The 25,805-nt window shown below is 36.9% G+C and carries 20 protein-coding genes and 1 tRNA gene; 16 read left to right on the forward strand and 5 right to left on the reverse strand.

The window, feature by feature from the left end:
• Positions 1-68: 68 nt before the first annotated feature.
• The 5 genes from BCELL_RS06820 (at position 69) to BCELL_RS06840 (ending at position 4,930) form a co-directional block, all read left to right on the forward strand.
• A complete protein-coding gene (locus BCELL_RS06820) occupies positions 69-959 on the forward strand; it encodes a carbohydrate ABC transporter permease (RefSeq protein ID WP_013487950.1) in 891 nt (296 codons plus the stop codon).
• Positions 960-970: 11 nt separating this feature from the next.
• Positions 971-1,873 carry a carbohydrate ABC transporter permease gene (locus BCELL_RS06825; protein WP_013487951.1) on the forward strand — a complete coding sequence of 301 codons (903 nt, stop codon included), beginning with the start codon at positions 971-973 and terminating at the stop codon, positions 1,871-1,873.
• A gap of 178 nt (positions 1,874-2,051) precedes the next feature.
• Positions 2,052-3,035 carry a 2-hydroxyacid dehydrogenase gene (locus tag BCELL_RS06830; RefSeq protein ID WP_013487952.1) on the forward strand — a complete coding sequence of 328 codons (984 nt, stop codon included), beginning with the start codon at positions 2,052-2,054 and terminating at the stop codon, positions 3,033-3,035.
• Positions 3,036-3,101: 66 nt separating this feature from the next.
• Complete coding sequence (locus BCELL_RS06835; RefSeq protein ID WP_013487953.1) at positions 3,102-4,226, forward strand: glycerate kinase family protein; 1,125 nt, start codon at positions 3,102-3,104, stop codon at positions 4,224-4,226.
• A gap of 50 nt (positions 4,227-4,276) precedes the next feature.
• Positions 4,277-4,930 carry a YesL family protein gene (locus BCELL_RS06840; protein WP_013487954.1) on the forward strand — a complete coding sequence of 218 codons (654 nt, stop codon included), beginning with the start codon at positions 4,277-4,279 and terminating at the stop codon, positions 4,928-4,930.
• Positions 4,931-5,120: 190 nt separating this feature from the next.
• Here BCELL_RS06840 and BCELL_RS06845 read toward each other — a convergent pair whose 3' ends face one another.
• Positions 5,121-5,744: a GDSL-type esterase/lipase family protein gene (locus tag BCELL_RS06845; protein ID WP_013487955.1), complete on the reverse strand. Its 624-nt coding sequence runs from the start codon at positions 5,742-5,744 to the stop codon at positions 5,121-5,123.
• Positions 5,745-6,701: 957 nt separating this feature from the next.
• Positions 6,702-7,580: an SDR family oxidoreductase gene (locus BCELL_RS06850; protein WP_013487956.1), complete on the reverse strand. Its 879-nt coding sequence runs from the start codon at positions 7,578-7,580 to the stop codon at positions 6,702-6,704.
• Between the two features lie 403 nt (positions 7,581-7,983).
• On the opposite strand from BCELL_RS06850, the gene BCELL_RS06855 reads away from it, so the two are divergent.
• The 6 genes from BCELL_RS06855 (at position 7,984) to ltrA (ending at position 13,576) form a co-directional block, all read left to right on the forward strand.
• Positions 7,984-8,057: transfer RNA gene (locus tag BCELL_RS06855), tRNA-Gly, on the forward strand.
• A gap of 119 nt (positions 8,058-8,176) precedes the next feature.
• On the forward strand, positions 8,177-9,316 hold the full coding sequence (gene queG / locus BCELL_RS06860) for a tRNA epoxyqueuosine(34) reductase QueG (RefSeq protein ID WP_013487957.1): 1,140 nt from the start codon (positions 8,177-8,179) through the stop codon (positions 9,314-9,316).
• Between the two features lie 25 nt (positions 9,317-9,341).
• A complete protein-coding gene (locus tag BCELL_RS06865; RefSeq protein ID WP_013487958.1) occupies positions 9,342-9,872 on the forward strand; it encodes a methylated-DNA--[protein]-cysteine S-methyltransferase in 531 nt (176 codons plus the stop codon).
• Between the two features lie 198 nt (positions 9,873-10,070).
• Positions 10,071-10,976, forward strand: coding sequence for an amidase domain-containing protein (locus BCELL_RS06870; protein WP_013487959.1), 906 nt, complete (start codon positions 10,071-10,073; stop codon positions 10,974-10,976).
• Between the two features lie 114 nt (positions 10,977-11,090).
• Complete coding sequence (gene trmL, locus BCELL_RS06875; RefSeq protein ID WP_013487960.1) at positions 11,091-11,564, forward strand: tRNA (uridine(34)/cytosine(34)/5-carboxymethylaminomethyluridine(34)-2'-O)-methyltransferase TrmL; 474 nt, start codon at positions 11,091-11,093, stop codon at positions 11,562-11,564.
• A 686-nt stretch (positions 11,565-12,250) separates the two neighbouring features.
• Positions 12,251-13,576: a group II intron reverse transcriptase/maturase gene (ltrA, locus tag BCELL_RS06880; protein ID WP_013487961.1), complete on the forward strand. Its 1,326-nt coding sequence runs from the start codon at positions 12,251-12,253 to the stop codon at positions 13,574-13,576.
• Positions 13,577-13,670: 94 nt separating this feature from the next.
• On the opposite strand, the gene BCELL_RS06885 is transcribed toward ltrA, so the two are convergent.
• A complete protein-coding gene (locus BCELL_RS06885; RefSeq protein WP_013487962.1) occupies positions 13,671-14,948 on the reverse strand; it encodes an acyl-CoA thioesterase/bile acid-CoA:amino acid N-acyltransferase family protein in 1,278 nt (425 codons plus the stop codon).
• 611 nt (positions 14,949-15,559) lie between these two features.
• On the opposite strand from BCELL_RS06885, the gene BCELL_RS06890 reads away from it, so the two are divergent.
• Positions 15,560-15,865 carry an antibiotic biosynthesis monooxygenase family protein gene (locus tag BCELL_RS06890; RefSeq protein WP_013487963.1) on the forward strand — a complete coding sequence of 102 codons (306 nt, stop codon included), beginning with the start codon at positions 15,560-15,562 and terminating at the stop codon, positions 15,863-15,865.
• Between the two features lie 21 nt (positions 15,866-15,886).
• Positions 15,887-16,444, forward strand: a complete 558-nt coding sequence (locus BCELL_RS06895) for a YufK family protein (protein WP_013487964.1) — start codon at positions 15,887-15,889, stop codon at positions 16,442-16,444.
• 351 nt (positions 16,445-16,795) lie between these two features.
• On the opposite strand, the gene BCELL_RS06900 is transcribed toward BCELL_RS06895, so the two are convergent.
• Positions 16,796-18,655, reverse strand: coding sequence for a transglycosylase domain-containing protein (locus BCELL_RS06900; protein WP_013487965.1), 1,860 nt, complete (start codon positions 18,653-18,655; stop codon positions 16,796-16,798).
• 266 nt (positions 18,656-18,921) lie between these two features.
• Here BCELL_RS06900 and BCELL_RS06905 point away from each other — a divergent pair, with 266 nt between their 5' ends.
• The 3 genes from BCELL_RS06905 to yhbH all read left to right on the forward strand — a co-directional run bounded on the left by BCELL_RS06905 (position 18,922) and on the right by yhbH (position 23,242).
• Positions 18,922-20,817 carry a PrkA family serine protein kinase gene (locus BCELL_RS06905; RefSeq protein WP_013487966.1) on the forward strand — a complete coding sequence of 632 codons (1,896 nt, stop codon included), beginning with the start codon at positions 18,922-18,924 and terminating at the stop codon, positions 20,815-20,817.
• Between the two features lie 322 nt (positions 20,818-21,139).
• Positions 21,140-21,733, forward strand: coding sequence for a signal peptidase I (gene lepB / locus BCELL_RS06910; RefSeq protein ID WP_013487967.1), 594 nt, complete (start codon positions 21,140-21,142; stop codon positions 21,731-21,733).
• A gap of 345 nt (positions 21,734-22,078) precedes the next feature.
• The gene (gene yhbH / locus BCELL_RS06915; protein WP_013487968.1) at positions 22,079-23,242 is read left to right on the forward strand and encodes a sporulation protein YhbH; all 1,164 of its coding nucleotides are present in this window, start codon (positions 22,079-22,081) and stop codon (positions 23,240-23,242) included.
• Positions 23,243-23,298: 56 nt separating this feature from the next.
• Here yhbH and BCELL_RS06920 read toward each other — a convergent pair whose 3' ends face one another.
• The gene (locus tag BCELL_RS06920; protein ID WP_013487969.1) at positions 23,299-25,602 is read right to left on the reverse strand and encodes a GGDEF domain-containing protein; all 2,304 of its coding nucleotides are present in this window, start codon (positions 25,600-25,602) and stop codon (positions 23,299-23,301) included.
• Positions 25,603-25,805: the final 203 nt, after the last annotated feature.

Below are 25,805 nucleotides of genomic sequence, written 5' to 3' on the forward strand. Positions count from 1 at the left end.
ATATTATACAACCGATCAGATGGAAGGGAGATGAACACTTCCATCTGATTGATTAAGGAGTAAATAATATGAAATCTAAAAAGAGTTTTGTACAAAAAAATTGGGTAGCCTATTTGTTCCTAAGCCCTTGGCTTCTTGGAATTATAGGATTAACAGCAATTCCGATGGGGGCATCCCTATACTTCTCCTTTACGAGATACGATATGTTTACTTCTCCAGAATGGATAGGTTTAAGCAATTACGTTGCTTTATTCGAGGATCAAAAATGGCGGAATAGTGTTAGTGTTACATTAAAATACGTATTTATCGGTGTACCTCTGCAGTTATTATTTGCTCTCTCGATAGCAGCATTACTGAATAAAGGAATAAGAGGAGTAAGGTTTTATCGAGCCATTTACTATGTTCCATCATTATTTGGCGGAAGTGTTGCGATTGCGATCTTATGGCGTCAAATTTTTGGAGGTAGCGGATTAGTTAACAACTTTTTAGACTTTTTCGGTATTCAAGGTATCAACTGGATCTCAACACCTAGTACAGCGTTGTACACATTAATTGTATTAATGATCTGGCAATTCGGAGCATCAATGGTCATATTTTTAGCGGGACTAAAGCAAGTACCAACAGAATTATATGAAGCTTCCTTAATAGATGGTGCTGGGAAATTCAAACAATTTACGAGTATAACACTTCCTCTCATCACACCTATTGTCTTCTTTAATCTAGTCATGGGAATAATTAATGCTTTCCAGGCCTTTACACCAGCCTATATTGTGAGTGGTGGAAGTGGTGGACCGTTAGATTCTACATTATTCTATACGCTCTATTTATATCAAAGAGCATTTACACATTTCTCAATGGGATATGCCTCTGCAATGGCTTGGGTATTACTGCTCGCAATTTCATTTGTAACCGCACTTATTTTCCTATCGTCAAGGAAATGGGTGTTCTATCAACAATAGAGGTGATTTAAATGGAAACTAGTAAAGCTACGAATACCGAGATTAATATAATGAGAGAAAAAAGTAAAAAATTAAGGACTAAAAAGAAGAGAAACAAAGTTTTGATACATGTCTTTATCATTGCAGTAGGAACGATTATGCTCTATCCACTGTTATGGATGGTAAGTAGCTCGTTTAAAGAACCTACTGAGATATTTACTAGCGTTTCCTTTTTTCCTACAGAACTAACGTTTGAAAACTATATTCAAGGCTGGGCTGGTTTATCCGGAGTTACATTTGGTAAATTTTTCATCAACACCTTTCTTATCGTCACTTTAGCGATTATCGGAAATGTGATTTCTTGCTCGATGGCAGCATTTGCCTTCTCCCGTTTAAACTTTTCATTTAAAAGAGTGTTATTTGCATTAATGCTCGTGACATTAATGCTACCATTTCACGTAACAATCATTCCTCAATATATTATCTTTAATCAGTTAGATTGGGTAAATACGTATTTACCTTTAACATTACCAAAATTCTTTGCTGTAGAAGGATTCTTCATTTTCTTAATGGTTCAATTTATGCGTGGAATTCCTCGTGATTTAGAGCAAGCAGCAGAAATTGACGGCTGTGGGCCATTTAGAATTTACTGGAATATTATTATTCCACTTTCTTTACCGGCATTAGTTACAACGATGATATTCACATTTATTTGGACTTGGAACGATTTCTTCTCTCAACTATTATATTTAAGTAATATCAACCTATATACTGTTGCATTAGGGTTGAGAATGTTCTTAGATTCAGCAGGACAGAGCGCATGGGGACCAATGTTTGCAATGTCAACGCTATCGTTAATTCCATTATTTATCGTATTTATCTTCTTCCAAAGATATTTAATCGAAGGGATAACTGCCGGTGGCGTAAAAGGATGAATGGGATGCATGTTTGTCAGGTATGTAACGTGATTATATTATAGAATTCGAAAAATCCCCATTTCCAGAAAATAGGCAACGACCTAGTCTATGAAAATAGTTAACAACAGATGAATGATGAACTTCAAATCTTTGGAAAGGGTTAGTATAAAATATCCTTAAAAGGAGGTATATCTTATTGAAGCCGAAAATTTTTGTTACTAGGAAGCTAAGAGATGAAGTAGTTTCGAAGCTTCGAGATCAATGTGAAGTTTTCATGTGGGAGGAAGAGGATATACCGGTACCGCGAGAAGTTTTGTTAAAGGAAATAGAGGATGTTGATGGACTTTATTGTTTATTAACAGAAACTATTGATAAGGAACTGCTAAATAAGGGGAAAAATTTAAAAGTAGTCAGTAATATGGCTGTTGGTTTTAATAATATAGATGTAAATTATGCTACAGAATTAGGTGTTGCTGTCACAAATACACCAGGCGTTTTAACTGAAACGACGGCAGATTTTACTTTTTCTTTATTAATGACAACTGCTAGAAGAATTGTTGAGGCAGAAGCATTTTTGAAGGAGGGTACTTGGAGAACGTGGAGTCCAATGCTATTAACAGGGCAGGACATTTACGGATCTACACTTGGGATTATAGGTTTAGGTAGAATTGGGGAGGCTTTGGCGAGAAGAGCGGTGGGCTTTAATATGAAAGTCATCTATGCTAACCCGAAAAGGCGTTCTGATCTTGATGAGGAGTTAGGATTAGAACACGTTGAATTAGAGATATTATTAAAATCAGCAGATTTCGTGAGCTTGTTAACACCCTATACTCCTGAAACTGAAAATCTAATAAGCTATGATGAAATTAATTTGATGAAGGAAAATGCTATCCTCATTAATACATCACGGGGTGGGATTGTTAATGAAGAAGCGTTGTTCGATGCATTAAAGCAAAAGAAAATTTGGGGTGCGGGGTTAGATGTATTTCAACAAGAACCTGTTTCGTTAGACCACCCATTATTATCGCTTCCAAATGTCGTTGCTACGCCACATATTGCTAGTGCGAGTATAAATACACGATTAAAAATGGCACACTTAGCTGCTGAAAACCTCATAGAAGTTTTAAATAATAACAATCCGAAACATCTTGTTAACCCAGAATATACGAACAACAGGTAGAAAACAGTACTTAACATATTGATTCTGACCATTCAATGCGTTTTCTTTATGGAGGAGTAGGTAAGGATGAAGTTTGTCATTGCACCAGATTCATTTAAAGGATCGATATCAGCGCAATCGCTTTGCGAAAAGATTGAAGCTGGTATAAAGAATGTTATTCCACATGCTGACGTTGTTAAAGTCCCCCTCGCTGATGGGGGAGAAGGTACGATCGAGAACATGGTTTATGCAACTAATGGAAGGCTTGTTTCAACAAAGGTTTATCATCCGCTTTTTAAAAGAGTAAGAGCGTCTTACGGAATATTAGGAGATAATAAAACAGTTGTTATCGACGTTTCTCAAGCTTCTGGACTAACGTTACTTTCTGATGAAGAAAAAAATCCGCTTCAAGCATCTAGCTTTGGAACGGGACAACTAATTAAACATGCCTTAAATAATGGCTATCGAAGGTTTTTAATAGGCCTTGGAGGAAGTGCAACTAATGATGCAGGTGTTGGCCTATTAAAGGCGTTAGGTATGAAGTTTTTAGGAGAAAACAATAAGGAGATTGCTGATGGTGGTGGAAACCTTTCAAAACTCATTGATATAGATGATTCTACCTTTGACAATCGCATTCAAGAGTCAACTTTTCTTGTAGCTTGTGATGTGAAAAATACATTGTGTGGTAATGAAGGCGCATCTGCTATTTTTGGTCCACAAAAAGGTGCAACACCAGAAATGGTTACCCATTTAGATGCAAGCTTACATCACTTTGCTACTATCGTTTTAAAGAAAAAAGGGATCGATTTATTAACAATTGAAGGTGGCGGTGCTGCAGGAGGAATCGGTGCAGCACTCGTTGCTTTCTGTCAGGCATCTTTGAAATCAGGCATCAATGTTGTCATGAAAGAAGTGAATTTTCCTGACAAAATACAAGACGCTGACTACATTTTTACTGGAGAAGGAAAGTTAGATAAGCAAACATTGTCTGGAAAAGTAATCATGGGGGTTTCTAAAGAGGCGAAAACTTTAGGCGTTCCGGTCATTGCTCTTTGTGGTAGTTTAGAGTTGAATAACGAAGAGCTAAAGGAGCTAGGTGTATTATCAGCATTTTCAATTATGAAAGAACCGTGCGACTTAAAAACTGCGGTGCACCATACAGAGGAATGGGTATTAGATGTAGCTGAAAGAGTAACAAAGCTTCTTATTTAATCGGCATGTGAGGAAGGGAATATTTAAGGTGTTAGAAAGGGAGAGGTAATATGCAAAAAAGTGGTTTTTTCGGAGGATTATATGTTGTCTGTGAGTGGTTCATGAAGTTAGCTTACTTAAACGTATTATGGATCCTTTTCTCATTACTAGGCTTAATCGTTCTCGGTGTGGCCCCAGCTACGACTGCTATGAATACTATAATAAGGCAATGGTTTTTAGGGAATGATAGCATTCCCATTTTCAAGTCGTTTTGGATTACTTATAAAGCTGAATTTTTAAGATCTAACTTATTTTTTGTAGCACTAACAGTTATTGGTTTTATCCTATATATTGATTTCATATTTTTATCTACGTTACAAGGTACGTGGTATATGTTATTTATGACGGCTTTCATTTTATTCACATTTTTATATGCAGTTCTTCTATTATTTCTCTTACCGGTTTATGTTCACTACGAGCTAGAAAAGGGTCATGAATATTTTACGCAAGCGATTATGATTGGGCTAGTGAATCCTATTGCCATTATCGGAATGGTAACAAGTATCGTCATCCTCATTTTATTGTTTGCATTTATACCAGCTTCCCTGCTTTTCTTTGCGGCTAGCGGATTTGGTATAGTTACGATGGGCTTCTCTTATATAACCTTCAAAAAGATAGAAGAGAAGGTAGATATAAATACTACAGAAAACGAAGTAAAGGCGTAAGTTGAGGGGGAAAAAAGGAGATATATAGTGGCCCGCATTGTGAACTTCTAATCATTGTGCCAAGCTGCCAAGGTTACTTGAGGTTGACTCAAAAGGTTGATTTTTTATCTTTTGAGTCAACCTCTAAACTTTTATTAGCTTTTGGGACAACCTCTTATAGTGACGTGCTTCGATTGTAGCTATTGCAAGATTAATGAATGATAGAATAGACAAGACTATTCGCGATAATACTGTGTCCTCTTCCGTTTGGGTGAATACCAAATTGGAGTACGCTTTTCCCTTGCTGTCTAAAGTTGTAATATAAGTCAACATACTTCACGTGTTCGGATTGTAATGAATGGAGAAATTGGTTGAATGCCTGTACCCAATAATTACTATAGTGCAATTGAGGTAACGGATTGTATAGTCCGATAAATTGAATCGTATACTTTTTGTTTGATGTAGCTTTTATTTTCTTGATTTCTTGAACGATTGCTTGAATATTTTTTTGATAAATGTCATATGCCTCTTGAAAGACAATTTGATTATTCACCTTTTTAAATTTCTTGTTTGCTTGAAGTAAGTCGTTTCCACCAATGCTTATCGTTATAATGTCCGCATGGAATATAGATTGCCGAATCTGTGGTGTCGAGTAAATCATATGCAAGAGAGTGGCGGAAGGAATACCACGCTTGGCAAAGGTTTGCGTTCTTACAGGAAGACGGAAATTATATTGTAATAAGGTGGAGTATTGTTCGACGAATCCTGCTTTAGTTAAGGATCCTGCACCAACGGTAAGAGAATCTCCTAAAGCGGTGTAATTAATTTGCTTCACCTTAATCTCTCCTTTTATTAAGGCTTTTTTAAACAGCTGTTGGTCAATACTTTAAAATAGCGATTACCACTTTCAATGCTTCAATACGAATGGAAAAAGCGATGTCAGTTGAAACCAACAGCAATAGTCGTTAATATCGCCTTTCTTAAAGCTATAATATTGTATGGAGAATAATGGTGAAAAGTTAATGATTTAGACGCTATCTAATCTTTGTGGAATGAATTATTGCACGGGGAATGGTAATGAGAAGAATATAAGTTGTCGCGTCATGCTTTGAAATACAATGCAATGTACTCTCATCACATAGGGAGGTAGTCTCAAATGGGTGATTTACATATTGAATTTTCTCTGTGATTTTTTACTCTAAGGTGAGGTGAAGTAACCCGGGTTAGAGTGAACCAGGGTTGAAAAGTATCACCTTCAAAACGTGAGAAAACGAGAGCATGAGTGAGTTTGAAGGTGAGGAAAAGTAACCCGGGTTAGAGTGAACCCGGGTTGAAAAGTATCACCTTCAAAACGTGAGGAAACGAGAGCATGAGTGAGTTTGAAGGTGAGGAAAAGTAACCCGGGTTAGATCGAACCCGGGTTCAAAAGTATCACCTTCAAAACGTGAGAAAACGAGAGCATGAGCGAGTTTGAAGGTGAGGAAAAGTAACCCGGGTTAGAGTGAACCCGGGTTCAAAAGTATCACCTTCAAAACGTGAGGAAACGAGAGCATGAGTGAGTTTGAAGGTGAGGAAAAGTAACCCGGGTTAGATCGAACCCGGGTTCAAAAGTATCACCTTCAAAACGTGAGGAAACGAGAGCATGAGTGAGTTTGAAGGTGAGGAAAAGTAACCCGGGTTAGATCGAACCCGGGTTCAAAAGTATCACCTTCAAAACGTGAGAAAACAAGAGCATGAGCGAGTTTGAAGGTGAGGAAAAGCAACCCACGATTAAAAATACCTAAGATTTCTCTTAACCATTCACGATACTACCACCATTAACATGAATGACTTGTCCAGATACGTAGGAAGAATCATCAGAAGCTAGATAAACATAACTAGGTGCAAGCTCAGCCGGCTGTCCTGGTCTTCCCATTGGACTTGTTGTACCAAACTCACTTACTTGCTTTGCAGGAAAGGATGCTGGAATTAAAGGTGTCCAAATTGGTCCAGGTGCTACAGCATTAATTCGAATTCCTTTCGAAACTAAGTTTTCTGATAATGAACGTGTAAAGGCAATCATCGCACCTTTCGTTGATGCGTAATCCATCAATACAGGATTTCCTTTATAGGCGACAATAGACGCTGTATTAATGATCGTACTTCCTTCACGAAGGTAATTCATCGCAGCTTTTGTTAAGTAGAAGCAAGAAAAAATATTAGTCTTAAATGTTCTCTCCAGTTGTTCATCTGTGATATCTTCAATATTCTCTTGGTAATGTTGTTCGGCAGCATTATTAATGAGGCAATGAAGCTGTCCAAAAGTTTCAACTGTTTTTTTTACAGCTGCTTTACAAAAGGAGGAATCACCAACATCACCTGGGATAAGTAAACATTCACCGCCATATTTTTCTACTTCAGCCTTTGTTTTTTCTGCATCCTTATGTTCATCCAAATAAAGGATAGCAATTTTAGCCCCTTCTTTAGCAAATGCTATTGCAACAGCTCTACCAATTCCACTGTCGCCCCCTGAAATGATAGCTACTTTATCTTGTAGCTTACCGCTTCCTTTATAGTTAGGATCATCATATACCGGTTCAGGGTTCATTTCACTTTCAAAGCCTGGCTGGTGCTCCTGAGTTTGAGCTGGTTGTCCCTTTGATTGTTTGTTTTTTATTTCATCATATTTCATGTTAACACACTCCCCTTTATACGTTATTTTTATCATGTCTCATTTTTATGTGATTTAACCAAAACAGAGATGCATCGTACAGCATAAAATCTTTTGGGAAAAAGTTTGACATTTATTACTTGAGATAGTAAAATGTAAACTACGTTAAAAAATGTTATTGATTTTTTTAAACTGATTCACCTCACCTCAAAGCAAAGCAAGTAGAGGAAGAGACATGTAAGGCGGATTTAAAAACAAGAATAATATAAAAAATGCGGGTGTAGTTTAGTGGTAAAACCTCAGCCACGAGCGTTTACATCATCGAATGATCTACGAGTTGTCTCGACGGATACGCATCGAAGCAAAAGCAAGTAGAGGAAGAGACATGTAAGGCGGATTTAAAAACAAGAATAATATAAAAAATGCGGGTGTAGTTTAGTGGTAAAACCTCAGCCTTCCAAGCTGATGTCGTGAGTTCGATTCTCATCACCCGCTCCAAAAAACTTAAATTTAACTAACCAAAGTAGTGTTCACGTATAATTGGACGCTACTTTTTCATATGTCTAGGATAAAATTGATAAAATAACCTAAAAAAAGTGAGAAAGAAGGTGAAAACTGTGGCAAATGCCCAGCTAAAGAAAGAAATTATCGCATACAGTAAGGATATAGGGATTGATAAAATAGGCTTTGCCACAGCGGATCCTTTTATTACGTTGAAAGGTCGGCTATTGGAGCAGCAAACTCATGGTTTTGAATCTGGTTTTGAAAAAGGAACGATTGAGGAAAGAACAGAACCTGAACGTTTGCTTCCAGAAGCAAAGACAATCATATCCATTGCATTAGCTTATCCTTCCAAAATGAAGCATGCTCCCCGCTCAAAAATGGGTGAACGTAGAGGCCTTTTTTGTAGAGCATCCTGGGGAGAGGATTATCACAATATCTTAAGGGAAAAGCTCTCTTTGTTAGAGAGCTTTATTATGGAAAAAGTCCCTTCAGCTATTTGTTTGTCTATGGTAGATACAGGAGAATTATCTGATCGTGCTGTTGCCGAGAGAGCAGGGATTGGTTGGAGCGGTAAAAACTGTGCTATCATTACACCTGAGTTTGGCTCATATGTATACTTAGGTGAAATGATTACTACCCTCAACCTTCCAGTAGATAATCCAATAGAAGACCAATGTGGAAGCTGCAATAAGTGTGTTGATGCATGTCCAACAGGGGCACTTGTTCAAGGTGGACAGCTTGACTCCAACAAATGTATTGCTTTTTTGACGCAAACAAAAGACTTACTTCCAGAGCAATATCGAAAGAAAATAGGTAATAGATTGTATGGTTGTGATACATGTCAAGTCGTTTGTCCAGAAAATAAAGGGAAAGACTTTCACCATCATCCTGAAATGGAGCCAGACCCAGAAGTGGTTAAGCCATTATTAATACCACTACTTTCTATAAGTAACCGCGAATTTAAAGAGAAATTCGGTAAAATTTCAGGCTCTTGGCGAGGAAAGAAGCCAATTCAAAGGAATGCCATTATTGCACTGGCTCATTTTAAGGAAAAGGCAGCAATTCCTTATCTTTATGAGCTAGTAAAAAAAGATCCTCGACCAGTTATTCGAGGGACAGCGGCATGGGCTATTTCTGAAATTGGCGATAAAGAATTAGTTGGTCAGCTAGGTGAAGCTTTGGAAAAGGAGCAAGACCCTAAAGCTTATGATGAAATGAAAAAAGCATTGAATAAGTTAGAAACTGTGACATGACTTGTTTGAAGGAAGTGGGGGTAAAATGTCAAAACGTCCGTACATTTATTACTCGGAAATGAATAGTCCGATCGGAATTTTAACAATTGGAAGTTCGTCTCTAGGTATTTGTTTTATTTACTTTGGATCAATTAAAAGAACATGCTCAAATATTGAAACGTGGTTAAAGAAAAGGTTCGTTAATGCAGAGCTAGTCGAAGATGGAGAAAAACTAGCCACAGCTATCCAACAGCTTGATGAATACTTTAAAGGAGAACGAACGGATTTCGATTTACCTTTAGATTTAATAGGCACTAAATTTCAAACTTTAGTTTGGAATAAGGTAAAAGACGTTGCATACGGAACAACGAAATCATACAAACAGATTGCCGCTGAAATAGGCTCACCCAAAGCAGTTAGGGCTATTGGTGGAGCAAATAACCAAAACCCTATTCCTATTATTATCCCATGTCATCGTGTAATAGGTAGTAATGGATCAATGGTTGGTTATGGTGGAGGCCTTGATAAGAAAGAGTTTTTATTAAGGCATGAAGGAGCGATACAAAAAATTTCATAGAAACATAGAAGTATCGCTGTATTTCAATTTAATAAAAGTTATGAGGTGTAAAGCTTATGTCTATGATTACGACAGTAATCTGGATATAGGCTTTTTTCTTATTTATATTACCGTACATCAAGAATTTTTGACAATTTATATAAAACCTTCATTTACACATTGTCCAGTTGAATAGCATAAAGAAGGGAGGGGAAATGGATGAGTATAATTACGGAAATTGTAAAACAGCACATTCAAGGATGCCATGAGTGCTATGTTAACAGAAGTGAGGTTGATGTTTTTAAGCGATCGGATGAACGACAGGCGATAGAAAGAAAGCATAAAAACTTGGAAAAACGAAAAGCCGAAATTGTAAAGAATATTGTAGACGGATCGATTATTAAAGAGCATTCGTATGACAACAAATCTATTATTGATTACGGAGTTACTGTTCAACATGTTATCAAACAACACCAACATTTTTACATGGAAGAACAAGTACAATTAAGAAGGGCTATCCTTGAAGAAGAAAAAATTGTAGATGATTATCAATTAAATCGTGAAGGGGTTCGCCACAATGAAAATACACCGAAAATGAAGCAAATTTTTAATGAAAGAGTCAGAGGCGCTTTAACATATCAATATGATCGCCTTGCTGTTGTAAAATATGCAGAAAGATGGTGGAACGATTATAATCCAGAATATAAGCACTTTGAAAACGACTGCACAAATTATATCTCACAATGCATATCGGCTGGCGGTGCAACAATGTCCGGATTTCCAGATCGATCAAATGGGTGGTGGTATCAAAATAATCAATGGAGCTATAGCTGGTCCGTTGCACATGCATTGAGATGGTACTTAAGTGGAGCGAAGGATGGGTTACATGCAAAAGAAGTCTATGACCCGAAAAGGCTGTTAAAAGGCGATATTATATGCTACGACTTTAATGGAGATGACCAGTGGCAGCATACAACAGTCGTTGTTGCAAAGGATGCGGATGGTATGCCATTAGTAAATGCACATACAACGAATAGTCGAATGAGGTATTGGTCGTATGAGGATTCAACAGCTTGGACTCCTAATATTAAATATAAATTTTTTCATATTTTAGATCGAGAATAAGACGCAGTGTCATTGCTGCAATTTGTAAATTGTAGTATTCTTATAATGCTGTTAATGATGAAAACACATAAGATTTGAAAAAATATATAATAGTAATCAGATGAGGTGAAAGAAGTGGGTATACACGTCGTACTACACGAACCAGAAATTCCCGCCAATACAGGTAATATTGCACGCACTTGTGCCGGAACGAATGCATCACTCCATTTAATTCATCCGTTAGGCTTTTCAACGGATGATAGAATGCTAAAAAGAGCTGGGTGTGATTACTGGCCTAATGTTCATGTTGAACATTATGATAATATCGAACAGCTATTTGCTCGATTTCCAGAGGGTGAATTTTTCTTAATTGAAACGAGTGGTGAGAAGTATTACCACGATTTCGATTATAGTGACTTAGAAAAAGATTACTTTTTTATTTTTGGAAAAGAAACGAAAGGTTTGCCCCAAGACTTAATCGATAAATACAAGGAGCGGTGCTTTAGAATTCCACAGACAGATAAAATTCGATCGCTGAACCTTTCCAATACAGCTGCTATTCTTGTTTATGAAGCATTACGCCAGCAACAGTTTTGCAATATCACATAAATTGATGAAGAGGTGTCCGATATATGCGGGACACCTCTTTTGTGCGCTTGGCAGCGCATCGAACTAATGGGTGGAAGTCCCTAACACGCCGAAGTGGCGGAAGTGTATAGCTGACAGGTAGTGCATGTCCGCGAGGAAATGTGTGGAGGACCTGAAGGCGAATCTCGGAACAGACGACTAACCACCATGTTGGCTGACAGAATCGGATAACCTTGCGAAAGATGGGGAAGTCCAGTGCCACAAGAGGGTTCTGTAAGTTATGAGGACTGGGTTCGAGGGAAAGCTTGATGACGTGACCCAAGGAGATCTCATCATCTCCGCTATGCAGTGGTAACTCTCAAACAAGTCCGTGAGGGGCGAGTTGGGATTATGGGTGGTGAGAAGTCAGAGCAGGGGATATTAGTGAATAAGCTCGTCGGAAAAGTCGTAATGGCGAGTGACTTAGCATGGCGTTGCTAAGGCGAGCCCTTACCCAAAAGGAAGGGACTTGATGCGAAGCCCGTCTGTCCATGGAAGAAAAGCAATTCAATTTAGAAAGCCGTCATGTGCCAAGCAGAAGCCAGTGAGGTGGAGCCTAAGAACTGGGGTCGAATAGTAAGTAGACCGTTTGGGACGGAGTACTTTAGGTAAAACTCGGAAAATGCCGTGTGCTAGTCATCCGAGAGAGCCAAGGGAAGGATACGAACATGAGCGAGAGATTAAATAAGAAGAGTTTTCGTGATGGAGTAAAGTCTACACAAAAGAGAAAATGGTATAGCTTAATGGATAAGGTATGGGCTATGTCCAACATGGAGGAAGCATTCAAAGAGGTAAAACGAAATCGAGGGTCTGCAGGAGTAGATGGAGTTTCTATCCGTACTTTTGAACACGGGGTGGAGGACAATGTACAAGTTCTTCAACGTGAATTAAAAGAAAAGGCCTATAGACCGAGACCCGTGAAGCGTGTATTTATTCCAAAAACGGATGGGACGAAAAGACCTTTAGGAATTCCTACTGTGAGAGACCGTGTTGTTCAAGCGGCTGTACGTCGCATTATAGAGCCAATTTTCGAAGACAAATTTTTGGATTGTAGTTTCGGATTCAGACCGAATAAAAGTGCACATATGGCATTAGAGAAAATCCGAAAGGATTTAATGGATGGGTATGTGTACGTAATTGACGCTGATCTAAAAGCCTACTTTGATACAATCCCACAGGATAAACTCATTCAAGCTGTAAGGGAAGAAGTAGTAGACGGTAGTGTTATTCGGTTGATTCAGAGTTTTTTACAAGCAGGGGTTATGGATGGAGGAAGCTTCCACCTTACTGAAAAAGGAACACCTCAAGGTGGGGTTATTAGTCCATTACTTGCAAATATCTATTTACACCCACTCGATGAACTGATGACAAAACGGGGGCATCGAATCACAAGGTACGCTGATGACTTTGTTATATGTTGTAAATCACAAAAAGGGGCTGAAAGAGTCCTTAAATCAGTAACTCGCTTCTTAAACGAGGAACTAGGTTTAACGGTTCACCCTGAAAAGACTAAGGTTGTTAATAACCTAGAAGAACCATTTCTATTTTTGGGTCACGAATTCAAGGGTGGTTATTATGTTTCTGCATCTCCTAAAGCTTTAAAGAAATTTAAAGAAAAGGTTAAGGAGATCACTAGGCGAAACCAAACCGTAAACATCGAGACATTGATTAAAGAAAAACTTAATCCATACCTAAGAGGTTGGGGTAACTACTTTGGTCACTTTTATGGGAAGACTATATTCACTATATTTGATGGATGGATACGTAGAAGATTAAGATCAGTTCAATTAAGAAGTTGGAGAAATATTAGGAAATTGCACAGGGAACTGAGGAAAAGAAAATGGAAAGGAGATCTCCCTAGATTGCGTATGAATAGATGGAGAAGCTCTTTGTCTACCCCAGTACATACTGCTTTACCTAAAGAATGGTTCGTAGAAATCGGTCTTGTCTCACTTGTAAAACTTTACAATGATCATCATCCCCAACGGGGATAATCATGGAGGAGCCGTATGCGATGACCCGCACGTACGGATCTGTGAGAGGCGCATGAATAATTTCATGCGCCTACTCTATTCGCTTTTACAGTTTTCATTTTGTAAGCTGAAGCGTGAAAGACTCAGTAGGTATCTTTGCTGGAGGAAAGTGCTTCTTAAGAAATGATAATGTTTCAAGCCATGCCTCTTCCCCGGCAATGGCGTTTTCGGTTGAAATTCCACCACCTTTTTTATTTTGTAGATTAAAATATGGTGTATAGGGAAGCGTTAAAAAATGACCAGCATTTTCATAGCAAATATGCTTAACATCATAAGGGAACTGATTCTCTTTAAGACGCTGCTGAATTTTTTCAGCCATATATGTGGATGGCCAAAAAGCATCCTTTTTCCCACTGATCATCATAATTGGACCACGAATTTTTTCAGCTGCAATCATTGCATCAAATCTTCCTTTGTTTTCATACCTTTGTAAACTTTTATAGTAAAGACTATTCGATTCTGATTCACCATTTGTCTTCATAAACAAACCTTTTATTCTTGAAAACAAATTATTTGTTAGAGGTACGTACGGAAGGGGATGCCCTTTTTCTAGCAAGAATGAACGAGTGTTTTTATTGCCTTCACATTGGAAAACGTGACTTGCTGGTGAATGAGCAATAACAGCGCGAACACTTCTATTCTTACTTGCAAGCAGTAATGCTAATTCAGCTCCTTTAGACATTCCGAATAAAATGATTTTTTGCTGATCTGTGCTACGGTGTTCTTTTAGCCATTCAATGGCAATATTCAGTGGTTCAACCGGTACATTCGTTGTTTTGTTTTGTGATGCTCCATTGTAATTTAAGGAAAGCGCACCGTATCCGTGTGAAGCCAAAAGTGCAGCAATGTCATTCCGCATTGGAGCATATCGGTCTCCTAAAATAATGATACTAGGTAGCTTACTTTTGTTTTTTGGAGAAAAATATGTCCCATTTATGTTCAGTTCATCAGGTAACTGTTCTTCATGAACATAATCTTCCTTAAACATTCTTGTAATTGTCCTTGCTTCTTTCCTTTGGCTTTCCTCTGCTTCTATATCGATGTGTAGCGTAAGTTGTGAGATGTCTTCGTTGAAAAGTGATTTGTGCTGTTGTTTTGATTGAGGGTGCATCTTCCATAATAGCTCAGACAAAATATTACTTTTGCCATCTGCGCTTCCAATAGAAAGCTTGCCATTATCATCAGCTGCCGTCGTCGTCGTCGATGTCCACATAACTTGTTCGTACTTCATTTTTAACGTGAGTGTGATCGTTTCATTCGGTTTCAGCCCATCCATGTGCAACTGTAGTGGTTCATCAACTCGTCCTATGTCAGGATAAAGAAAACATTTCATTCCTAGCTCACCTCATTTTTTAATTCCTTATATCGTATTCGGACAAGCGCAAAAATAAGACCAAAAAATAAGAATTGTAAAAAGAAAGTGTATGACGTTTCATCATGTAAGAAAACTTGATTAAGTTGAGGGCACACAAAGGGTGGTAGACTCGTGGTGAGGGGAGTTTTGTGATAAGGTGTTAAGCTAGACGATAAAAAACAACTCTTAAGTAAAGAACTTAAGAGTTGTTTTTAAATAAAACGTAAGTATTATTTTCTTCATTAATGCTTATGTGGGTTATCTTCGTATCCAGCAGTAAAGATAGATATTAGAAAGACAACACAAACCCCTAAAATTAATGCAAGTGCCATCAAAAATGCCCCCTTTGATGTTATCTAAACATAAATATATCACGTTTCATTTATAAAGGGAAGAAAACAACGTCCCATAAATAGTATTACTTCAATTTTTTTGATTATGAATAAAAATAGTAGGGCCTTGATAAAAGTAGCAAATGTTTTCTATAGTGCTAAATATGATACAGGTAGATTTAAAATTGATTGGATGGATATGTATCTTTGATATACACAATTATTGTCGTATAATAAGAGTAAAGGGGAGGTTATGCTATGTTTGTCGTTTTTAATGAGTTACACGTCCCTGTAGAGGGAAGAGAAAATGTTGCAAAACGTTTTGAAAATAGTGCCGATAAGATGAAGAATATACCTGGTTGCTTAGACTTTATGTTTCTGCATCCGGAAGAAGATACCGATTATCAGATAGTGTTAACGAAATGGGATTGTAAAGAATCGTACGAAGCTTGGGTAAATAGTGATGAATTTAAAGAAGCGCATAAAAAAAGAAGGGCAAACCTTGATAAAAGCCCGACAACTGGTAACAAAATTTCAACATACGAAGTAAAGCATCATTTGTAGAATGAAGCCAGTGTTATCATCATGAAAAATGCATATTTAACGAGTCATTTCCCATTAATTTCAATCGTTATTTTTAGCTTATCGTTCTCGATTTATAGTACACAGGTCATCATATCTTGGTTTGAACAGATTGGATTATATGATGGAATGGTAGAATTTTTTTCTGAAAGAGGCATCCATTTAGCGTTACTTTTTTTGTTGTGGTTGTTCTTTTTTATGCTATTTTCAGCACTAAAGCTCATAGCTGATACAGTAAATGAGCTTTCCTTATTATTCTTTTCAAAAGATAGTGAAGGTACCGATTTAACTAATGTCCGAGGTGGAGCATGGTTTTTCTTAATAGGAAGTATCATTTCTCTACTAACTATTTTTGATATCAGACTTTTAGTTATCCTCTTTCTATGTATTTGTTTTTTCTATTTTATTTATTTTGTATACAAAGTAAGTTATTCTTTGTCAAGCATCGGCGTTATTGGTATGATTTTATTTCATATTTTCTTTTGGATTTCATTTATATTGCTAGTACTTTACGCAATGTTAAAAATATATAATAGTATCATTGCCAGTTTGCCAATATAGGGTTATGTTTTTTTATAGTATTATGACGGGTGAATGTTTTCGTTCACTTGTCTTTTTTTATTTCAGTGTTTGTTATTTATAGTCAAGCTAGTAATAGGGGAGTTGTTTTTGCCAATGAGGAAAAGAAGATGTGTGTGAATGTAAGATGGCGCGCGGCCATCTGCCCTTGAGCAAAGAAAAAGTATTGTGAAGGTAAGGTGGCGCGACGCCAATTGCCTTTGATTAAATAAAAAAGTAAGTAAAGGACAGATGGCGTGCCGTCCCATCTGTCCTTTAGCAATCCTAAAATATAGTAAACGCTCACGCACGAATAACAGCCGTTGCGTCATTCCCATTCGCTCCGAAATCCGATTAATCGATCTTAGACATATAATCGCGCCACAAATTTAGATGGATATGGTTATAATTTATCGATCTCGGTTGGTCATATCCGATCCAAAGTGCTGAAGTATAGCGATCAGTCATACCAACGAACCATAAATCGTTGTAATCGTTCGTTGTTCCCGTTTTTCCGCCGAGATAATTAGAATTAGAAAATGCGGCCCGACTTCCAGTACCTTCAGTCACAACGCGCTTCATCATTTTTTTCACTTCGTCATTTGCGGCTTTACTCCAAACTTCTTCATGAACCGGCTTCCAGCTATATAGCACATTTCCATTCAAATCGACGACTTGTTTAATTGCCTTTGGTGAATGATAAACTCCGTTAGTGGCGAATGTTGAGTAAGCTTGTGTCATTTCTAAAACAGAAACGCCATGAGTAAAGCCTCCTAGTGCTGCTGAAAGGATATAGTCTGATTGTTGGACGCGTTGAAAGTTAAAAGGATCTAAGTAAGAAAAAGCAGTCTCAACACCAATCGTATCTAAAAGACGGACAGCCGCAGTATTATAAGAGTGTTTAAACGCTTGTTCCATTTGTACCCGTCCATAAACTGCTCCACCATAGTTTTGAGGGGAGTAGCCATTTTTAGAAAAAGGAGAAGCATCTACAACGGATGTTTCAGTTGTATTTGTTTCATTTAAATATGGAGCAAAAACAAGTAATGGCTTAATGGATGAGCCTGGTTGTCTATATGCTTGGAAACCTCTATGAAAATCGAATTTATTGTAATTGGTTCCACCAGTAATCGCGACAATTTCATGGTGGTGATGATCAATTATTGTAGTAGCAGCCTGTAAACTCGTTTGTGCTAATTGATCGTTGATTGATTTTACAGCTTGTGCTTGTATTTCTGGGTCTAACGCTGTTTCGATAATGACACCTTTTTCAAGAACAGATTCTGCTCGTTGCTTAAGCTCAAGCGTAATATTGTGTTTTGCTTCGTCCGTGCTTGCGTTATCGATCCTTTTTTTATATCCTTCTTGCTCACTAATGAGTGCTTCTAGCTCATGGTGAACATATGTGACATAGTCCGGGTGTTTGTCTATTCTGTTTGAGATGTTTAGCGTTATTTCTTCTTTTAGTGCTTCCTCGAACGTATCCTCGTCAATTTTTTCTGTTTCTAGCATTTTTGTCAGTATCCACTCTTTGCGAGTATGTGTATGCTCGATGTTTGTCAGTGGGTTAAATTTTTCGGGATGATTTGGAATGGAGCTAATAAATGCAATTTCAGCCACAGATAACTCATCAATAGGCTTATTAAAATAAAACTGGCTAGCAGCCTCGATTCCATATACGCCGTTTTGAAAATAAATTGCATTTAAATATAAAGTAATAATTTCATCCTTCGAAAGCTTGCGTTCTATTTGTATCGCATATAAGAGCTCGCTTAGTTTTCTTTCATACGATCTGTCATGGGTTAAATATAAATTCCTAGCAAGCTGTTGTGTAATTGTACTTCCGCCTTGAGATATGGAATTGTCGTTAAAATTAACGATAAAAGCACGAGTAATCCCTTTCATATCAAAGCCTGGATGCTCATAAAATGACTGATCCTCAGCAGCTAAAAAAGCGTCAATTGCCAATGTAGGAATAGCATTGAAGGATAATATTACACGGTTTTCACCGTTATAAATTTCAGAAACGATTTCTCCATTTTTATCGACTATAAAACTATTTTGTGATAATGGCATTTTAGAAATTTTTATATTTTCATCCAGTACCTCATCGATTGGTTTAGTATGTGCCAGTTCCTCCGTAACGAGTAAAAATGAAAATGCAAATAACATAATAAGTAAAGCAATAAATAGATTCCCGGTTAGTATTCTCATTGTGTGCACCATCTCTTCATATATGAACTAATATTATTTTACCCTATTATTTTATGAAAAAAAGACTATTTCTCAATTCTTTACTTGGTTACCTAATATGTAATTTATACCAGTAACAGAAGTATAATATTAGAATACTATTCTTCCTAGATGAAAATGAATGTGTACGAGTGTTTCATAAATGTAATAGAATCATTGACTATGTGATTGCATAAGATGAACCATGGATGTCTAATAGTACAGACTGGTGTTGAGAGGAGGAAATCATGGATATTTTAAACAAAATTCAAAAACACCGGGAAGAGGAAGCAGGATTGAAATGGGAAGGGACATTCGCTGACTACTTAGAAATTTTACGTGAGCGGCCAGAGGTGGCACAAACAGCTCATTCTCGTATTTATAACATGATTAAGGATGCGGGTGTTGAAGAAAAGGATGGAAGAAAACATTATAAGTTCTTTGAAGATCAAATCTTTGGATTAGAAGAATCAATTGAAAGGTTGGTCGAGGAATATTTTCACTCTGCTGCTCGTCGATTAGACGTAAAGAAACGAATTTTACTGCTTATGGGACCAGTTAGTGGTGGTAAATCAACGATCGTAACTATGTTGAAAAGAGGTATAGAGGAATATAGTCGAACAGATCGGGGGGCTGTTTATGCTATAAAAGGCTGCCCAATGCATGAAGACCCTCTTCACCTCATTCCACACCATATGAGAGACGAGTTTTACGAAGAGTATGGTATCCGAATAGAGGGGAATTTATCACCGTTAAATACGATGCGGCTAGAAAAGGAATACGATGGTCGCATTGAGGATGTAATGGTAGAAAGAGTATTTTTATCAGAGGATAAAAGAGTTGGTGTTGGGACATTTAGTCCATCAGATCCAAAATCACAGGATATCGCGGATTTAACAGGTAGCATCGATTTTTCAACAATTGCGGAATATGGTTCAGAATCTGACCCGAGAGCATATCGCTTTGATGGTGAGTTAAATAAGGCAAATCGAGGACTAATGGAATTTCAAGAAATGTTAAAATGCGATGAGAAGTTTTTATGGCACCTCCTTTCATTGTCTCAAGAAGGTAACTTTAAAGCGGGTAGATTTGCCCTCATTTCTGCTGATGAAATGATTGTAGCCCATACGAATGAGGCAGAGTATAAATCGTTTATTGCTAACAAAAAAAATGAAGCCCTTCACTCACGAATTATTGTTATGCCTGTTCCATATAATTTAAGAGTATCTGAGGAAGAAAGAATTTATGAAAAGATGATCAAAGAAAGTGATATTTCGGATGTTCACATTGCCCCTCATGCCCTAAAAATAGCTGCGATATTTACTGTTCTCACTCGTTTGAAAGACTCTAAAAACGGTAGTGTGGATATATTAAAGAAGTTGAAGCTGTATGACGGACAGGAGGTAGAAGGCTTTAGTTCGCAAGATGTTGAAGAGCTTAAGAAGGAGTTTGCAGACGAAGGGATGGACGGAATAGACCCTCGTTATGTCATCAATCGAATTTCTTCGGCAATCATTCGTAAGGACTTAAAAGCCATTAACGCACTTGACGTGTTACGTTCAATAAAAGACGGGCTTGACCAACATGCTTCCATTTCCCAAGAGGATAAAGAAAGGTACTTGAACTTTATATCAATTGCTCGAAAAGAGTACGATGAAATTGCAAAGAAAGAGGTTCAAAAAGCATTTGTATATTCCTATGAGGAATCTGCTAAAACGTTAATGGATAATTATTTAGATAATGTAGAAGCGTATTGTAATAAAAGCAAGCTGCGTGATCCATTAACAGGAGAAGAAATGAGTCCTGATGAAAAGCTCATGCGCTCTATTGAAGAGCAAATTGGAATTTCTGAAAATGCTAAAAAGGCATTTAGAGAGGAAATACTCATTAGAATTTCTGCATTTGCACGAAAAGGGAAGAAATTTGATTATAATTCACACGAGCGGCTTCGAGAAGCTATTCAGAAAAAGCTATTTGCTGATTTGAAGGATGTTGTTAAAATTACAACCTCTACAAAAACACCAGATGAAAATCAGCTTAAGAAAATTAATAGTGTAATTGAAAGGTTAATTGATGAGCATGGCTATAATTCTACTTCAGCAAATGATTTACTTCGCTATGTAGGGAGCTTGCTTAATCGTTAACGAAGCATGAGGAAGTCATCATTGAAGGTGGCTTTCTCTTTTTCTAACAAATGATTCTACATTTTTTAATGTATGCTGCTCGTTTCTATATAGGAAGGTGAAGCATTGTTCAGTATTGAAAACATTGTCGCTTTTTATCAATTAGACAGGCTAATTAAGAATGGAGAAAAGAAGTCACTTTCCATAAAATACTGTCACAAAGGAATATCTAAAATATAGGATTTAATTTCTGGTGTTTTCTACATAATAATCGTTTAAATTAACTATATTATGGTAATAATATAACTAATAAATGCAGATTATAATTTCGGAGGAGAACATCATGAATATAGATATTCCGGTGGGAGAACAGCCTAAGAGAAGAAGGAAATGGAAAAAAGAATTATTTAGTTGGTTGAAAATAATAACAATGATTACGATATTCGTTGTATTTGTACGTATGTTTTTGTTTACAAATTATATCGTTTATGGACAATCGATGATGCCTACAATTGCAGATGGAGAACGAGTGATCGTAAATAAAATAGGCTATGAAATTAGTGAACCAGAGCGATTTGATTTAATAATATTCCATGCAACGGAAGATACAGATTATATTAAGAGAGTGATAGGTTTACCGGGGGAACACGTTAAGTATGAAAACGATATGCTATACGTTAATGGCGAGCCTATCGAGGAACCGTTTCTGAAGCCAGGGAGTAATGGGTATGACTCAGACGAAGTCTTTACGAAGGACTTTACTTTAGAATCAAAAACAGGGGAGATGATCGTCCCTGATGGTCACGTTTTCGTACTTGGAGATAATCGAAGAAATAGTATGGATAGTAGGCAAATGGGCTTTGTAGAACAAGATGTAATTGTAGGCAAAGTGAATGTAGCTTATTGGCCTCCAAAAAAATTACGTGTTTTCCATTAGAGATTGCAAGCATAAATTTAGCTGTATTAAAATCGCGCACGGGTAGCGGAGATTCCCATTTCTATTTAATAAAGGTGGTAAAATCTAAAAAACTAAAACCTAGCTTTATTTCTAGGTTTTAGTTTTTTTATAGCATTCAAATGATTCATTTAAGCTTGTACTATAAAAAAATGATGAAATTGCTTGTGTAATTATCAGATTTTTTAGTCAACTGAGTCGTCTTTCTGCATAGAATAAAGTAAGCTCCATTTTAAGCACATCGTGTATGATACAAAACTGTCGTCAAAGTTATTGTATGTATTTAGTTTTATTATGTGCAAGTCCAAAACAATAGGAGGGAAAAAAATGAAAGACAGTGTAGGTAAAAATTTTGTTGTCTCTCAAGATAATTGGTCCCTCCACCGTAAAGGATACCAAGACCAGCAACGCCACCAAGAAAAAGTACAGGAAGCCATTAACAAAAACTTACCTGACTTAGTAAGTGAAGAAAACATTATCATGTCTAATGGCCGAGATTTAGTTAAAATTCCGATACGTTCTTTGGACGAATACAAAATTCGTTATAATTATGACAAAAATAAGCACGTAGGTCAGGGCACAGGAGACAGCGAAATTGGTGATGTCGTTGCTCAAGATGGGACACCTCAAAAGGGTCCTGGAAAAGGAGAAGGTGCTGGAGATCAAGCTGGGGAAGATTATTATGAAGCTGAGGTTTCTCTTGCAGAGTTAGAGCAAATTTTATTTTCTGAATTGGAGTTGCCGAACCTTCAGCAGAAGGAAGAGGACAACATTGTCGTTGAAAACATTGAATTTACCGATATTAGAAAAAAAGGTTTAATGGGGAATGTAGATAAGAGAAGAACGATATTAGAGGCTGTAAAAAGAAATGCCCTTGCTGGTAAACCAGGAGTAGCACCCATTTACAACGATGACTTACGTTTTAAAACGTGGGAAGAGAAAGTACGACCAGATTCTAAAGCAGTTGTTATAGCAATGATGGATACATCGGGGAGTATGGGTAGATGGGAGAAATTTATGGCTAGGAGCTATTTTTTCTGGATGACAAGGTTTCTCCGCACAAAATATGAAACAGTAGATATTGAGTTCATTGCTCATCACACAGAAGCGAAGGTCGTGAGTGAAGATGACTTTTTTAAGAAAGGAGAAAGTGGGGGAACAATTTGTTCTTCAGCATACCGTAAAGCGCTGGAGATAATTGATTCGAAATATCCACCATCTAAATATAATATTTATCCATTCCATTTTTCGGATGGCGATAATTTAACAAGCGATAATCAGCGTTGTCTATCACTTGTGAAAGAAATTATGGATGTTTCGAGCATGTTCGGCTATGGGGAAGTGAACCAATATAATCGTCCTTCCACTTTAATGAGTTCCTATAAAAATATTCAAGATGAGCGTTTTAGACACTATGTTTTAAGAGAAAAAGCGGATGTGTATAGAGCACTAAAATGGTTTTTTCGTAAAGAAGAATCGATGGTTCATTAATATTAATAAAAGATGGGTGCTTTAAGAGTTAGTAGACTACTTAAAAGCACCCATCTTTAATTGATTGAAGAATATATTTGAAATGTGTTTTTAAGCTTTTTCGCACAATATAATGCAGTATCAGCCTTTTTTAGGAGCGATTCAAGGTCATTAGAATCTGCTGGAAAGCTGCTAATCCCTACACTACAAGAAATAACACTTTTATGTTGGCCATTAATGGAATAAGGTAATTCGATAAACCTAATTAATTTTTTTACATACGCTTCTATCTCGATTGGATCTGTACTATTGAAAAGTACAGTGAATTCGTCACCACCAAGTCTAAAAATAGCGTTAGCTTTGGCATTTCCGTATAAAAGCTCATGCTCTAACGGATAGCTCGTTTTCCCTAAGATAAATGTAATTCTCCCTGCTATTTGTTGCAGTAAGTCATCCCCTGCAGCATGCCCGTACATATCATTTACTGGTTTGAATCCATCCACATCAATGTAAAAAATAGAGAATGGTTGTTCCTTCTTTATCGCACTTTTTAAACTGCGATAGAAAAACCTACGATTAAATAGTTTTGTTAGTGGATCTGTATCAGCATAGTATGCAAGTTTTTTTATTAATTCCTGAGATTCATCCATGAGAAAAGCGCCTTTTAGTGCAGCGATGATTTGTACCCAATAGGAGATAAGGGTATTTGTTTGATTTTCACCAGGCTCCATTACGATTAGTGCAGTTTCGGATTGGTTAAGCGAATGAAGCATGACAACAAGATCAAAGCGTTCTTCCCTTTTTCTATTTACAAAATGGGCAAATACATCGGCTACTTGCTTTTCGCTTATATTTTTAGTCTCGTCATCATAATAGCTGAAAACTAAACTATCGTCATGTAGTTGCTCATTTTTAGACAAATGTAGGAAACAGCTAGGTATTTTTAGCCATGTCATTGCGTTTTCCATCACATGAATAATTTTAGGTAACGAATAAGCAGACATGAAGGATTGATTAATAGCTTTTAATACTTTATTTATTTTGTCTGTTGATATAAAGTCTAATATTGTTTGGTGGTTTGAAAAATCCTTGACGATATACTTTGCAGCAAACCAAATTTTTTCCGCTCTTATATTATAAAGTTCATTGTCACTATAATATGGGAACGTTGCCTCTTTTAAAGCATTTATGAATTCTTGTAGTGTCGTTTCCCGATATTCGTGATTATGCCTTTTTAACTCATCCTGAAGAATAGGTAAAAAGGCATCCGTTTTTTCCTCTTTAATATCCGCTAGGAATGTATTAATGACCTTATCAAAATTTATATTTAAAGATGGAAATAAGGATGATAAATGAGCTGCTAAATCGACTACCGATGCATTTTCGCTGTTATAAAAAACTGTATCGTACTCAAAGCGAGGTGCGCTATTGATTGAACAACCACAAGAGTCACGATATACAATTTTTGTCGGTATTTCTGTCAATAACGGTGCCTTTCCTTCATTTAATAACCTCACAAGAGTTTCACCACTAGAGTAACCGAGCTTTTCAAATGGATAATCTATCGTTGTTAAACTAGGTGAAGAATAAGCAATTGATGGGTGATCCTCATAGCAAACGAGCTTAATATCCTCCGGTACTCTTATTCCACGATCTTGAAGATATTCTAACGCGTATTTCCCTTCGCTTGCAGTCATGACAATTACTGCATCAATATCAGCTTGTCGTTCATTAAATAGAATGTTGAAGGCAGCATTAATACGCATTACACTATCGTTTATACCTTCTATTTCCTTATCGATTACTATATTTTGATCATATATTTGGTAAGCCTGCATTGTGTCTATAAAACGGTCAATTCTCTTATCGAACTTTCTAGGGGCGATAAGAGCAATGTTTCTGCATAGGTGCTCCTCAATCAAGTGTTTCGTCAGCTCACTAATATATTGACTACCGTGTGTATAGACACTAGTAATATTATCGATGTCTTTACCTACACTAATGATAGGGATATTTTCAAATGCTTGTTGTAACAAGTGAATATTACTATCTTCAGCGTCTTTCGACCAGCCAATAAAAATAAGACCATCAATAGCAAAATTTTTTACTATTGTTTGCAGCTTATCGTATTTACTAGAAGCTTGAAGCCTATTATCGGATTTATTCAAGTTATTTTCTAGCCTCATGCCATGCAAGTCTGATAAGTGTTTAAAACTATCTAAGTTTTCATTCTCTAATTGACTAATATAAACTAAATTTACACCATATTTCTCTGCAGCTTGTCTCATTCCTTGAAAGAGCAAACTTTCCACATCGAATGCAACGTTTGCAGAAAGAAATCCAATTGTAAACCTTTTCTTTTTATGTTGGTGGTGTAGCATGATTATAGCACCTCGATATTAATATAGAAAAAATGTAATGTAAGCTCTACTATTAAGTCTCTTTCTTTTAGGTAATTTTACCTGAATCACGATACTTTTCCTAGTACTATTTCACTTGAAATAAACTGTGTATTCGCCACTCCCGTACATGAAAATAGGAAGAAAGAGGGCGCTAGGTTAAATTCCTTAAAAAAAGGTATCAC

Origin of the sequence: Evansella cellulosilytica DSM 2522 (assembly GCF_000177235.2) — a bacterium.
Lineage (GTDB): Bacteria > Bacillota > Bacilli > Bacillales > Salisediminibacteriaceae > Evansella > Evansella cellulosilytica.

What these genes read in the sequence shown, in the direction of transcription:
- BCELL_RS06905 (WP_013487966.1), top strand. Translation starts at nt 18,922, where the DNA reads ATGGATATTTTAAACAAAATTCAAAAACACCGGGAAGAGGAAGCAGGA.
- BCELL_RS06890 (WP_013487963.1), top strand. Translation starts at nt 15,560, where the DNA reads ATGTTTGTCGTTTTTAATGAGTTACACGTCCCTGTAGAGGGAAGAGAA.
- BCELL_RS06885 (WP_013487962.1), bottom strand. Translation starts at nt 14,948, where the DNA reads ATGAAATGTTTTCTTTATCCTGACATAGGACGAGTTGATGAACCACTA.
- BCELL_RS06900 (WP_013487965.1), bottom strand. Translation starts at nt 18,655, where the DNA reads ATGAGAATACTAACCGGGAATCTATTTATTGCTTTACTTATTATGTTA.
- yhbH (WP_013487968.1), top strand. Translation starts at nt 22,079, where the DNA reads ATGAAAGACAGTGTAGGTAAAAATTTTGTTGTCTCTCAAGATAATTGG.
- BCELL_RS06840 (WP_013487954.1), top strand. Translation starts at nt 4,277, where the DNA reads ATGCAAAAAAGTGGTTTTTTCGGAGGATTATATGTTGTCTGTGAGTGG.
- BCELL_RS06825 (WP_013487951.1), top strand. Translation starts at nt 971, where the DNA reads ATGGAAACTAGTAAAGCTACGAATACCGAGATTAATATAATGAGAGAA.
- BCELL_RS06850 (WP_013487956.1), bottom strand. Translation starts at nt 7,580, where the DNA reads ATGAAATATGATGAAATAAAAAACAAACAATCAAAGGGACAACCAGCT.
- lepB (WP_013487967.1), top strand. Translation starts at nt 21,140, where the DNA reads ATGAATATAGATATTCCGGTGGGAGAACAGCCTAAGAGAAGAAGGAAA.
- BCELL_RS06920 (WP_013487969.1), bottom strand. Translation starts at nt 25,602, where the DNA reads ATGCTACACCACCAACATAAAAAGAAAAGGTTTACAATTGGATTTCTT.
- BCELL_RS06870 (WP_013487959.1), top strand. Translation starts at nt 10,071, where the DNA reads ATGAGTATAATTACGGAAATTGTAAAACAGCACATTCAAGGATGCCAT.
- BCELL_RS06895 (WP_013487964.1), top strand. Translation starts at nt 15,887, where the DNA reads ATGAAAAATGCATATTTAACGAGTCATTTCCCATTAATTTCAATCGTT.
- BCELL_RS06820 (WP_013487950.1), top strand. Translation starts at nt 69, where the DNA reads ATGAAATCTAAAAAGAGTTTTGTACAAAAAAATTGGGTAGCCTATTTG.
- BCELL_RS06865 (WP_013487958.1), top strand. Translation starts at nt 9,342, where the DNA reads ATGTCAAAACGTCCGTACATTTATTACTCGGAAATGAATAGTCCGATC.
- ltrA (WP_013487961.1), top strand. Translation starts at nt 12,251, where the DNA reads ATGAGCGAGAGATTAAATAAGAAGAGTTTTCGTGATGGAGTAAAGTCT.
- BCELL_RS06835 (WP_013487953.1), top strand. Translation starts at nt 3,102, where the DNA reads ATGAAGTTTGTCATTGCACCAGATTCATTTAAAGGATCGATATCAGCG.